10 protein-coding genes are annotated in these 13374 nt (G+C 38.5%); 3 read left to right on the plus strand and 7 right to left on the minus strand.

What is annotated here, in order from left to right; genetic code table 11:
• Positions 1-16 precede the first annotated feature (16 nt).
• Positions 17-178, plus strand: a complete 162-nt coding sequence (gene rpmH / locus VK161_RS12920; RefSeq protein WP_007136275.1) for a 50S ribosomal protein L34 — start codon at positions 17-19, stop codon at positions 176-178.
• A gap of 359 nt (positions 179-537) precedes the next feature.
• Positions 538-3390: a carbamoyl-phosphate synthase large subunit gene (carB, locus tag VK161_RS12925; protein WP_324215201.1), complete on the plus strand. Its 2853-nt coding sequence runs from the start codon at positions 538-540 to the stop codon at positions 3388-3390.
• 33 nt (positions 3391-3423) lie between these two features.
• Here the strand turns inward: carB and VK161_RS12930 are convergent, their stop codons facing one another.
• Together VK161_RS12930 and VK161_RS12935 are read right to left on the minus strand one after the other, a co-directional pair.
• Entirely contained in the window at positions 3424-4314 is an 891-nt protein-coding gene (locus tag VK161_RS12930; RefSeq protein WP_324215202.1) for a dienelactone hydrolase family protein, read from the minus strand.
• A gap of 165 nt (positions 4315-4479) precedes the next feature.
• A complete protein-coding gene (locus VK161_RS12935) occupies positions 4480-8487 on the minus strand; it encodes a choice-of-anchor Q domain-containing protein (RefSeq protein WP_324215203.1) in 4008 nt (1335 codons plus the stop codon).
• A 128-nt stretch (positions 8488-8615) separates the two neighbouring features.
• Between VK161_RS12935 and VK161_RS12940 the strand changes: the two genes are divergently transcribed.
• A complete protein-coding gene (locus tag VK161_RS12940; protein WP_324215204.1) occupies positions 8616-9047 on the plus strand; it encodes a hypothetical protein in 432 nt (143 codons plus the stop codon).
• A gap of 44 nt (positions 9048-9091) precedes the next feature.
• Here the strand turns inward: VK161_RS12940 and VK161_RS12945 are convergent, their stop codons facing one another.
• From VK161_RS12945 to crcB, 5 genes are all read right to left on the minus strand, one after another.
• The gene (locus tag VK161_RS12945) at positions 9092-10183 is read right to left on the minus strand and encodes a peptidylprolyl isomerase (protein ID WP_324215205.1); all 1092 of its coding nucleotides are present in this window, start codon (positions 10181-10183) and stop codon (positions 9092-9094) included.
• Positions 10184-10222: 39 nt separating this feature from the next.
• Positions 10223-11311: a peptidylprolyl isomerase gene (locus VK161_RS12950; RefSeq protein WP_324215206.1), complete on the minus strand. Its 1089-nt coding sequence runs from the start codon at positions 11309-11311 to the stop codon at positions 10223-10225.
• A 4-nt stretch (positions 11312-11315) separates the two neighbouring features.
• Positions 11316-11870, minus strand: a complete 555-nt coding sequence (gldI, locus tag VK161_RS12955) for a gliding motility-associated peptidyl-prolyl isomerase GldI (protein ID WP_324215207.1) — start codon at positions 11868-11870, stop codon at positions 11316-11318.
• Positions 11871-12875, minus strand: coding sequence for a bifunctional oligoribonuclease/PAP phosphatase NrnA (locus VK161_RS12960; protein WP_324215208.1), 1005 nt, complete (start codon positions 12873-12875; stop codon positions 11871-11873).
• Positions 12876-12996: 121 nt separating this feature from the next.
• Positions 12997-13368 (minus strand): fluoride efflux transporter CrcB, encoded by a 372-nt coding sequence (gene crcB / locus VK161_RS12965; RefSeq protein ID WP_324215209.1) that lies wholly within the window; start codon positions 13366-13368, stop codon positions 12997-12999.
• Positions 13369-13374 lie beyond the last annotated feature (6 nt).

A 13374-nucleotide genomic window follows, 5' to 3' on the forward strand; every position in this document is an offset into this window, starting at 1 on the left:
TTAAAGATAAAAAGCAATGAGCAAAAGAACGTTTCAACCATCGAAAAGAAAAAGAAGAAATAAACACGGATTTATGGACAGAATGGCTTCTGCAAATGGAAGAAAGGTCCTTGCGCGTCGTAGAGCTAAAGGAAGACATAAATTGACAGTTTCTTGCGAACCAAGACACAAAAAATAATGATTCGCATTCAATCAATATCAAGCCGTTACTTTTATTAGTAGCGGCTTTTTTTTAAGTCATTGCGAGCCTACGAAGCAATCTGTTCATAAATATTAATAATTATTTGAAGCTATTTCCCGCTTTCCACTGCAATCTTTTTATTTTTGATTGCTCGTGCCTCGCACCAAAAATAAAAAGGATTTTCGTTGCAATCGGGGCTAGGGCAAATACTTCAAAATTCAACATTCGTTAATCGAAATTCAAATTTTAGTTACGAAAGTTGGAAATGAAAACAAGGAATAAAGAACAACGAACTCTGAATGATGAAGTTTAAAACATACAACTTATAACATACAACTCACAACAAACTAACTACAATGCCAAAAGACAACTCCATTAAATCGATTTTAATCATTGGTTCGGGTCCAATTGTAATCGGGCAAGCGTGCGAATTTGACTATGCGGGTTCGCAATCAGCTCGTTCCATTCGCGAAGAAGGAATTGAAGTCATTCTCATCAATTCCAATCCGGCTACCATCATGACCGATCCATCCATGGCCGATCATGTGTATTTAAAACCATTAACTACAAAATCCATCATTGAAATCCTCAAAGCACATCCGCAAATTGATGCTGTTTTGCCTACAATGGGCGGACAAACCGCTTTGAATTTGTGCCTCGAAGCCGATGAAAAAGGCATTTGGCAAGATTTCGGTGTGCGATTAATAGGAGTAGACATCAACGCCATCAACATTACCGAAGACCGCGAGCAATTCAAGCAATTGCTTCAAAAAATAGGCGTTCCAACAGCGCCAGCCAAAACGGCTACTTCTTTCTTAAAAGGAAAAGAAATTGCGCAAGAATTTGGTTTTCCATTAGTTATCCGACCTTCGTTTACTTTGGGCGGAACCGGAGCAGCTTTTGTACACAGAAAAGAAGATTTCGACGAGTTGCTTACGCGCGGTTTAGAAGCTTCTCCTATACATGAAGTCTTAATTGATAAGGCTTTGTTGGGTTGGAAAGAATACGAATTGGAATTGTTGCGCGATCAAAACGACAACGTGGTCATCATTTGCTCCATCGAAAATATGGATCCAATGGGAATTCATACCGGTGATTCCATCACGGTTGCGCCAGCGATGACTTTATCGGATACCACGTTCCAAAAAATGCGAGACATGGCAATTTTGATGATGCGTTCCATCGGTAATTTTGCCGGAGGTTGTAACGTACAATTTGCCGTTTCACCCGATGAAAAAGAAGACATCGTAGCCATCGAAATCAATCCACGTGTGTCTCGTTCATCAGCTTTAGCATCCAAAGCAACGGGTTATCCTATTGCAAAAGTGGCTTCTAAATTAGCCTTAGGTTATACTTTAGACGAACTCAACAATCAAATTACCAAATCGACTTCGGCTTTATTCGAACCAACTTTGGATTACGTTATCGTTAAAATCCCACGTTGGAACTTCGACAAATTTGAAGGCGCTGACAGAACCTTAGGACTTCAAATGAAATCAGTGGGTGAAGTAATGGGAATTGGTCGTTCGTTTCAAGAAGCATTGCACAAAGCAACCCAATCATTAGAAATCAAACGCAATGGTTTGGGCGCCGACGGAAAAGGATATAAAAATTACGAGCAAATCATAGAAAAACTCACCTTCGCAAGTTGGGATAGAGTGTTTGTGATTTACGATGCCATTCAAATGGGAATTCCGCTGAGTCGCATCCACGAAATCACTAAAATTGACATGTGGTTCCTCAAACAATACGAAGAACTGTATTTCATTGAAAAAGAAATTTCACAATATAAAATTGATACACTTCCCAAAGAATTACTACTTGAAGCCAAACAAAAAGGCTACGGTGACCGTCAAATAGCGCACATGTTGGGCTGTTTGGAAAGTCAGGTGTACAAACTGCGCGACGAAATGAATATCAAACGCGTGTACAAATTAGTAGATACGTGTGCGGCCGAATTCAAAGCGCAAACGCCTTATTACTACTCGACTTTTGAAGCCGAAATCCAAACTGCCGATGGCAAACGATTTGTAGATAATGAAAGCAAAGTTACCGACAAGAAGAAAGTAGTCGTTTTAGGTTCGGGTCCGAATCGTATTGGGCAAGGAATTGAATTCGATTACTCTTGTGTTCACGGTGTTTTAGCAGCCAAAGAATGCGGTTACGAAACCATCATGATCAACTGTAATCCTGAAACGGTTTCGACCGATTTTGATACGGCTGATAAATTGTATTTCGAACCTGTTTTTTGGGAACATATTTACGACATCATTCGCCATGAGAATCCGGAAGGAGTTATTGTTCAATTGGGCGGACAAACCGCATTGAAATTGGCAGAAAAATTATCGAAATACGGAATCAAAATCCTCGGAACTTCGTTTGATGCCCTAGATTTAGCTGAAGATCGCGGACGATTTTCGGAATTGTTAACCGAACTTAAAATTCCATTTCCACAGTTTGGTGTAGCCGAAAATGCTGACCAGGCGTCGGCTTTAGCCGACGTGCTAGATTTCCCATTGTTAGTTCGACCTTCTTATGTGTTGGGTGGACAAGGAATGAAAATCGTCATCAACAAGCAAGAGTTGGAAGAACACGTAATCGATTTATTAAAAAATATTCCCGGAAATAAATTACTACTCGATCATTATTTAGATGGTGCAATTGAAGCCGAAGCCGACGCCATTTGCGATGGTGAAAACGTATACATCATCGGAATTATGGAACACATCGAACCGTGTGGAGTGCACTCAGGCGATTCGAATGCGACATTACCACCTTTCAACTTAGGTGAATTCGTAATGCAACAAATCAAAGATCATACTAAGAAAATTGCTTTGGCATTGCGAACAGTTGGTTTAATCAACATTCAATTTGCTATTAAAGACGATATTGTGTACATCATTGAAGCCAATCCGAGAGCATCAAGAACAGTCCCTTTTATTGCTAAAGCGTACGGTGAACCCTATGTCAATTATGCTACTAAAGTAATGTTAGGAGTGAATAAAGTAACTGATTTTACTTTCAATCCGAAGTTAAATGGATATGCAATCAAGCAACCGGTTTTCTCTTTTAGTAAATTCCCGAATGTGAATAAAGCACTCGGACCTGAAATGAAATCGACCGGTGAAAGCATACTGTTTATAGACGATTTAAAAGACGATGCATTCTACGAATTGTACAGCAGACGAAAAATGTATTTAAGTAAATAATGTTAAAAAAACGACCATTTATAGGTCGTTTTTTTATGCTTTCAATTTTTTTCTAAAGAAATCAATGGTTCTTTGCCAAGCCAGATCGGCAGCGGGTTTGTCGTATCGTGGTGTGGTTGTATTGTGAAATCCATGATTCACGCCGGGATAAAAATGAGCGGTGTATTCCACCTTATTTTCCTTTAAAATAGCTTCGTAAGCAGGCCAACCTTCATTTACTCGTTGGTCGAGTTCTGCAAATTGGAGCAGGAGTGGAGCTTTTACTTTTTGAGCATCTTCAGGTGAAGGTTGTCCTCCGTAGAATGGCACTGAAGCTGGTAAATCCGGAATTCGCACTGCCATCATGTTGGCGATTAATCCACCAAAACAAAATCCGACTACACCGACTATTCCGTTGCAATTTTCGTGAGAAATCAAGTATTCATAAGCGGCAATAAAATCTTCGAGCATCTCTTCACGGTTGCGCTTTTTTTGCAATTCACGGCCATCGTCGTCATTACCAGGATAACCTCCTAATGGAGAAAGAGCATCTGGAGCAAGAGTGATAAAACCTCCTAAAGCGGCTAGTCGGCCAACATCTTCAATGTAAGGGTTGAGTCCTCTGTTTTCGTGTACGACAATTATTCCGGGTAGTTTAAATTTTTGATCTTTGGGTTTTGACAGCAATCCTTTAATAGTGCCACCACCTTTGGGAGAATCATAATTAATGTAAACCGAATCCAGTTTGGGGTCATTGGGTTGAATTAGTAAAGTGTCAGAATAATTGGGTGTTAAAAATCCGAGTAAGGCAGGAAGAGTTAAGGTTCCAACGGCAAATACCGACAAGCGTTCTACAAATTGACGTCGGTTCAAACGGTTGTGTGCGTAGTCGTCGTACAAATCAAATACTTCCTGACTGATGTCTTCTTTGCTTATCTTTTCCATAGTAATTTTTTTAAACACCTAATGTAACGAATAAAATGAAATTGTACCGTTTTCTTTATCAGTATTTTAACAATGGTTTATCCGTTTATTGTACTTTCGTGAAATTTTTAAATAAAAAAAGCCTCTGCAATTACAGAGGCTTTTTTAGTGTTATTTTACATTGGATTATCTTCCGATTACTAATTTGTGATTTTCAGTAAAATCTTCAGAAACCAACTGTATGATGTATACTCCAGTAGCAAGCATGTCCAAAGAAATTTGACTTTCTGAACCGTTGATTTGGAATTGAGTAACTTGTTTTCCAGAACCTATTTCAAAAACACTTCCGGTTACAGATGTTGCGTTTTCATTCAGACGGATATTTACAAATCCGCTATTGGCTGGATTCGGATAGATTGAAGACACATTTCCATTGAATGATGTAACACTCAATAAATTAGTTTGTGATTCAAAAGCACCGATGTCTCTTCTTCCGTCGAACACACCATTCCCGATTTGGTCGTTAAAGGTGTCAGCCATATCTCCAGCATTGTACGCAGGACTGCCCGCTAACAAGGCGTGAGTTAGAGTCATTCCGCCATTATTTGCTAAAGGACCAACCAACGGGTCAACAGGAGTTGCATCAGTACCTACTAAATCACCAGTTCCGGCTGTAAATGTTGTAGCAGTGGCTTTTCCGATTAAATTGTAACCGTTTGAGGTTAACGCTCCTGTTGTAGATGAAACGTCAGTATCTGTAGTTGCTGTATTGGTTGCTACAATTGTATTTTTCAATGAAGGAATCGATGCGCTTTCATTAGCAATTCCACCGCCATTTACAGATGTATTGTTGGCAATTGTTGATGCATTACTACTGAACACTGCATTAGAATATACGCCTCCGCCTTTAGTTGCAGAGGTATTTCCTGATACAGTAGATGTTAGTAAAGTAGCCGATCCCGTTTTTACGTGAATTCCGCCACCGTGTCCGCCAATTCCGTCTGAAATGTTATTTGAAATTGTAGATGAGTTAATAAAAACATCTCCACCATTTACAAAAACTCCACCACCACCAAACAAAGCTCCAGCACCGCTTGCAGTATTGTTGTCAATTGTAACATTTGTAACGGTCATGGTGCTTCCTGTTTGATTCCACAATCCACCGCCTTCACGTCGTGCATCATTTCCTGAAACCATTCCGCCTACAATCGTTGTAGTTGTTACACCAGTAATATGAAGAGCTCCACCATTACCCGGACTCGGAGTTCCCGCAGTTCCATCGACATCGTTGTTGGTTAAGTTGGAGTTGGTAATATTTAATGTTCCGTTTACTACTTCAATAGCACCACCAGCGCGATTCGCCGAATTTGAGTCCAACGTTGAATTGTTGATGTTGATGGTTCCCGCTAAACCGAATACTCCACCACCTGAACCTGCCGTTCCAGTTGCATTGTTATTGGTTACAGTAGCATTGTTTAGGGTTAGCATTCCAGCATTATTGAATAAACCAGCTCCACCATCGTCAGCTGCATTACCTAAAGCTGTGTTTCCACTTACAACGGTATTGGTAACAGTCATCATGCCTGAACCATTCCATAATCCGCCACCTTCTAAACCGGCAGAGTTACTATTAACAGTTCCGCCTAAAATTGTTGCATTTCCGGCACCTGTTATGTGAAATCCACCACCATTTCCCGGAGAAGCAGCCGTTGATCCTAAAGCAACAACACCGGTTACGTTATTATTTAGAGTGATGTTTGTTAAATTAGTAGTTGAACCAGCAGCGGCTTCAATTCCGCCACCTGCTCTGTTAGAGATATTTTCAGTTATAGCTGTACCATCGGCATTGAATGTACCTGCAAAGTTGAATACACCTCCACCAGAAGCACCACCAGTAATTGCTTTATTAGAGTTGATTGAACTTCCCATTACCGAAACAGTTCCAGCACTGATATAGATTCCACCACCACCTTCAGTAGGAGCAATTGAGCCTAAAGCAATATTTGTATTTAGAGCCGAATTATTCTGAATCGTTATTGTTCCGTTATTGGTGAAAATTCCACCACCATTGAGGTTTGCAGTGTTGTTATTTAAATTTGTTGCGTTTAAGGTAACCGAAGCTCCGTTATTTAAAAGTCCACCACCAATTCCCAATGTACCACTTGCCATGTTATTAGCTACAACAGCATTTGAAACCATTAATGTACCCACTTGATTGTATAATCCACCACCACCGCTAGTTGCAGCATTTCCTGGAACCATGTTTCCGTTGATGGTTGTACCGTCTATGGTTAGCATTCCGGCACCATTCCATAATCCACCTCCTTGATTTCCTGCTGAATTTCCATTAGCAGTTCCGCCAGTTACTGAAGCATTGGCAGTTCCGGTTAAGTGCAATCCGCCACCATTTCCTGGATTAGCAGCAGTTGATCCTAAAGCGATTACCCCAGTTACGTTGTTATTCAATGCTACTCCAGTTAAATTGGTAGTAGAACCACTCGCTGCTTCAATTCCGCCACCAGCTCGGTTTGCAATATTCTGACTGATAGATGTTCCATTGGCAGAGAAAGCTCCTCCAAAATTGAATATTCCACCACCAGAACCACCACCTGAAATTGCTGTATTACTGTTGATAGCACCACCGATTACATTTACAGTGCCCGCAGCAACATAGATTCCGCCACCACCATCAGTTGGAGCCGTTGCGCCCATAGCTGTATTGGAGTTGATGGTAGAATTGTTGTCTATAGTGATTGTTCCGTTATTGGTATAGATTGCACCACCATTTAAGTTGGAAGCATTACTGTTTATTAAAGTATTATTGATAGTAACCGATGCGCCATTATTTAAAAGTCCGCCACCATTACCTAAAGTTCCAGTTGTATCATTATCGTTTACAGTAGCATTGGATACATTTAATATTCCCACTTGATTGTAAAGTCCACCACCGCCACTAGTTGCAGCATTTCCAGAAACCATATTATTATTAATAGCAGTTCCAATTACGTTCATCGTTCCAGAGCCATTCCATAAACCTCCACCTTGATTTCCGGCCATATTATTGGTAACTGAACCTCCGTTTATAGTAGCATTTCCAGAACCTGTGATGTGAAATCCACCACCGTTTCCTGGAGCAGCTACAGCAGGAGCAACTCCTGTATTGTTATTAGTTAAGTTTACGTTGTTTAATGTTGTATTAGAATTTGCTACGGTTTCGATTCCGCCACCCGCACGATTCGAACGGTTACCAGAAATAGTTGTGTTGGTTATGTTTAAAGTAGTTCCAACGTCCGAAAGGATTCCGCCACCCGATCCAGCTGTTCCATCAGCAATATTATTTGAAATGGTAGCATTTAAAATAGTTAAAGTACCATTGTTTAAATTGTAAATTCCACCACCACCATTATCAGCAGCTGGACCAGAAGCAGTATTGGATGTAATTGTTGTTCCTGTGATGGTCATCATTCCAGAACCATTCCATAATCCGCCACCTTCTGCAGCAGCGATGTTGTTTGCAACCGTTCCGCCAGTAATTGTTGCCATTCCTGCTCCTGTAATGTGTAATCCACCACCGTTTCCTGGAGCTGCAGTTGCTGGAGCGACTCCAGTATTGTTGGAAATTAGATCAACATTAGTTAGTGTTGTAGTTGTTCCGGCAATTGCTTCAATAGCACCACCGGCACGGTTTGAAATATTGCTCGAAAAAGTGGTAGAAGTTGCTGTCAAATTAGCATTTGCTCCCACCAAAACCGCACCGCCACTGCCGCTTGCACCATTGGCTCTGTTGTTTGAAAGAACAGAGTTATTGATGAAAACGTTTGCTGAGGCAATTTGAATGGCACCACCATTGTCGGCCAATCCATTGGTAAGTGTTAGTGCGTTAACAGTAAAATCACCTGTAGTAACATTGAAAATTCGGCCATTGGCATTACCGTTAATGGTAGTGTTTGCAGCACCGTTTCCGGTCAAGGTTAATGATTTGTTAATGCTGATTTCACCACCAGTCAAGATTACGCTAGTTACTGCTGGATCAAATGTAATAGTTCCGCCCACTGCAGCAGCAGTGATTTGGCTTCTTAAAGTTCCCGCAGATCCATCGTCTGCACCGCTCGTTACTATCTGTCCAAATGAATTAACTCCAGTTAAGAATAAAGTTAAAGCGAACAGAATAATCAAAGTAATTTTTTTTCTCATTTTTTTTGTTTTTAGTTACCATCTATTGTATTTACGGAAAACTAAGCCATGCGGTTTTAACGATCCTCTTTTTTTAACTGATAATCATTCTTTTTTAAAAAGTTATCTCTAATTTTGAAAAAAAAATAATGAAGGTAAACCCTAAAAACGGCATTGATCAATTGTTGTTCGGAATGAAGCAAAGCGATGTTATCGCGCTTTATGGTGAGCCCAATAATCAATTTGAAGACGACGATAGCAATATCATCTTTCTTTACAATGAAAAAAAACTGCGTCTGACTTTTTATGAAGATGAGAATTTTCGTTTGGGCTATCTGATCACCTCCAATCCAGATAGTGTTTTGTTAGATCAAAAAGTGATTGGAAGAAAGGTAGAAGAAGTGAAAAATGAATTGCCTTTTAAAAGTTGGGAGACGGAATGGTTTGATTCGACTGAAAATCATTTTAATGAGAGTAATTGGTTGATTCTTCAATCGGAATACGAAGAAATCATTCGCATAGAAATTGGCGCCATCATTAATGATAACGACGAGTTTGACTGGAAGTTCAAAGGAAAATAAAGCAATAAAAAACCCTCAATCATATGAGGGTTTTTTATGTAGTATTAATTGTTAATTTTGATTAACTCGACTTCAAAAATCAAATCGCTTTTCGCAGGAATTACTCCGCCCATTGCTCTTTCTCCGTAAGCTAAGTTGTAAGGAATAAAGAATTTATATTTTGAACCTTCCGTCATTAATTGTAAACCTTCTGTCCAACCCGGAATTACTTGATTTAAACCAAAATCAATTGGTTGACCTCTTTTGACACTACTGTCAAAAACAGTTCCATTGGTTAATGTTCCTGTATAATGTACCTTTACATTGCTTGTTGCAGTTGGTTTTGCTCCAGTTCCTTCTTGAAGTACAATATACTTTAATCCGCTTGCAGTTGTTTTTCCATTTTCAAATTCTTTCAAAGCAGCGGCATTGGCAATAGCTCTTTCCTTGGCTTCTTTCTCAGCTTGTGCTTTTTCCTCAACATCTTTATTAGCAAAATAATCTGCAAATACTTTTGGAGCATCAAATTTCTTTGCAGCGGCACCCTTTCTTACAATAGTAATAGATTTGATTAAATCGTCTTGAGCAATGGCATTTACCACTTCAATTCCTGTTACCACAATTCCGAAAACAGTGTGTTTTCCATCTAGATGTGGAGTTGCTCTATGGGTGATGAAAAATTGTGAACCATTCGTTTTTGGTCCAGCATTTGCCATTGATAAAATTCCAGAGTTGTGATGTTTTAAATCGGTAATTTCATCTTTAAACGCATACCCTGGTCCGCCCGAACCGTTTCCAGCAGGATCGCCGCCTTGAATCATAAAATCTTTAATCACACGGTGGAATTTCAATCCATCGTAGAATTTTTTTCCTTTTAAATTTTCGCTCACTTTTGGGTTTGTTCCTTCAGCTAATGATATGAAGTTAGCAACAGTCACGGGTGTTTTTTTGTATTCTAATTGAACTACAATTTTGCCTTTTGAAGTTTCAATTTCTGCAAAAATTCCTTCTTTATCATTCACAACAGGTAATGTAACTGGAGTTTTTGGTGCAACAGTGGTAGTGACTGCTTTTTTAGTGGTAGTAGTTTTCTTTGCACCCTGAGCAAAAGTAATTGTAGTGCTCAAAAAAAGAAGTGCTAATAATTTGATTTTCATAATGATTAATTTTATACTAGTTTAATGATTGTTTCTAATTTATTTTGATTGCATTTCCAACTCAAAAACGATAGTTGCATTGGGCGGAATCACATTTCCTGCGCCTTGAGCACCATAACCGAGTTGAGGCGGAATTACAAAAACTGCTTTTTCACCAATTTTCATTTGTTCTATCGCTTCTATAAAGCCAGGAATTAATCCTTCTTTTGTTCCAATTTGAAATGGAATTGGGCTGTAGCCGTTTTGTTGGTCTTTCATGGTGTTGTATTTTCCAAACTTTTCTTCTACAGATTTGATGCTACTATCAAAGAGTGTTCCATCTTCTAAAAATCCTGCATAATTAATGTTTACTGTTGTTCCTGCAGCAGGCTTATTACCTGATCCTGGTTGAATGACTTTATAAATCAAACCGCTTGGTAATTTTGTTCCGGTTGCTTTAGCATTGTTGATCATTGCAACATAAGGTGCTTTTAATTTAGTTTCAGCTTCGACTTTTAGTTTGAATTGATCATCAAAAATTTTATTGGCATTAAAATTTTCTGCCTCTTTGCCGTTTCGAATGATTTTCACCGATTTAATAAAATCTCCTTGAACAATTTTTGTTACTACTTCCATTCCATTTTGTACTACTTTTCCAAAAACTGTATGTTTTCCGTCTAACCAAGGAGTAGGTACAATGGTAATAAAAAATTGACTACTGTTGGTTCCTGGACCTGAATTGGCCATCGATAAAATTCCAGGTGTATCGTGGTTTAAATCGGTTATTTCATCACTGAATTTGTAGCCCGCATCACCAGATCCTGTTCCCAGCGGATCACCTGTTTGCACCATAAAATCGTCCGAATCCCCATTTGTTTTAGAGATAACTCTATGAAATTTTAACCCATCATAAAAAGGTTTTCCTTTAAACTCTTCAGTTACTCGTGTGTTTTTGCCTTCTGCTAAAGAAACGAAGTTGGCCACAGTCATTGGAGTTTTTTTGTAATTTAATTCGACGATTATTGTTCCTTTATTGGTTTCAATTTCGGCGTATAAGCCATCGGGTAAATTGTTGTTTTTTTCTTCTTTTTTGCAAGAAAATAATAACGTAGTAATAAGAGCAACTACTAAAACGACTTTAGATTTCATTTAATTATTGTTTTTTTTCTGGTTCAAAATTAGTTAATGTTACAGTGCAAATAAGTGGCTCATTAGTGCCAATTTTATCATTATCGCCGTGGTAACCATAGGCCATGTGAGAAGGAAAAAGGAAAGTGACTTTTTCTGTTTTCTTCATCAGTTTGATTCCGTGTCGTAAACCCATCATTATGTTTTGTTTATCTACTAAATAGGTTTGTGGTTTTAAATCGGCTTCAGAATAAATTACATTGCCATTTAAGTCTTTTACATCGTAAATAAAATAAGCAACATCGCCTTTTTTTGGACGAATGGTATCCGTATCATTTTTGATCTCATAATGATACCAATAGCCTTTTTGAGAAGCTAAGTACTTAATTTTTGGATTACTTTTGATGATGGAATCAATTTTTCCCTCTTCGCCTTTGATGAGTTTTTTGTTGCGTTCAGCCGATTCCTTCAAGAAAGTTCCCGATGAATGTGAAATCGGTTTCCGAGCTTGTGGTTCTTTACAACTTACTAGATTCAGTAGTAAAGAAAAGAGTAAAAGGATGTAGGTTATTTTTTTCATTTAGTGGGATAGATTTTTAACTATTTTTTCAAATTTTTTGATGGTATTTTTCAACGAATCATTCGATTTTCCTCCAGCAGCATTAATATGTCCTCCTCCATTGAAATGTTCTCTTGCAAATTGATTTACGTCAAATCCACCTTGAGAACGGAACGAAATTTTGATGATATTTTCGTCTCTGTGCTCGATGAAGATTGCGGCAAAAATAATGCCTTTTATTGTTAGACCATAATTGACAATGCCTTCAGTGTCACCTTTTACGTAGTTAAATTCGTCTAATTCTTTTTGAGATAAAACCGTGTACGCAGTTTTTTTCTCAGGAAAAACAATCATATTTTGCAATGCTCTTCCCAATAATTGTAAACGTTCAAACGAATTGTTGTCAAAAATTAAGGTAGGAATTTCGGTGTTTTCTATTCCCAAATCGATGAATTCAGCTACAATTCGGTGTGTGGCTCCCGTTGTTTTTGGATAACGAAATTGGCCTGAGTCGGTCATTATGCCGGTATACAAACAAGTGGCTATCGTTTTGTCAATAAGACTTTTATGATTCAAAAAACCGATAAAATTATAAATCATTTCACACGTCGAACCAAAAGCTGTATCAGAATACGTATAAGCTGCATAATTACTCGGCAGTTCGTGATGATCAATCATAATCATTGGAACGGTGAGTTTGTTCAATACGTTTTCCATTTCGCCTGTTCGGTGCAACGCATTAAAATCTAAGGTAAAAACCAATTCTGCTTCTTGAAGAACGGCACTGCTTTTTTCGCGGTCGTTTTCATAAATCAAAACGGTTTCAGACGCAGGCAACCAAGCCAAAAATTCAGGGAAATCATTAGGTGCAATTACCGTAGGTTGGTGGTTAAGTTTTAGTAAAAAATGATACAAACCCAAAGTAGAACCCATGGCGTCTCCATCGGGACTTCGGTGTGGAATAATAGCAATTTTTTTGGGCGAAGCTAATAGCTTTTGAATCGCTTGGATGTCATTTTCATTCATAGGCTGCGAAAATACTAAAAATCGAACACAGATTACACAGATTAACACAGATTTTTATGTTTACTGTAGGTTGGGCAAATTAATGCAGATTGTTGATTTATATGTATATGAATTATATGGATTATTTTGAAATATACATCCCTAACCCAATAGCTGCAAGTCCAACGATAACACTCAATCCGATGTAAGCGAAAGCCAACAATGAGTTTTGATTTTGAAAAAGTGAATAATTCTCAACTCCAAAAGTAGAAAACGTAGTGTAACCGCCACAGAAACCAGTAATTAATAACCATTTTAAGTTGGAGTTCGTAAAGTTGTTTTTTTCTAAAATTCCGATGAAAAGACCAATCAAAAAGCACCCTAAAACATTAGCAATAAAAGTGGCCAAAGGGAAATTACTTGACCAATATTTTGAAACCAAAACCGTAGTAAGGTAACGTAAAACACTTCCGATGGCGCCACCGATGGCGATGTAAATGATGGTTTTGAGCATGTTGTA

The organism is Flavobacterium sp. (assembly GCF_035299245.1).
Lineage (GTDB): Bacteria > Bacteroidota > Bacteroidia > Flavobacteriales > Flavobacteriaceae > Flavobacterium.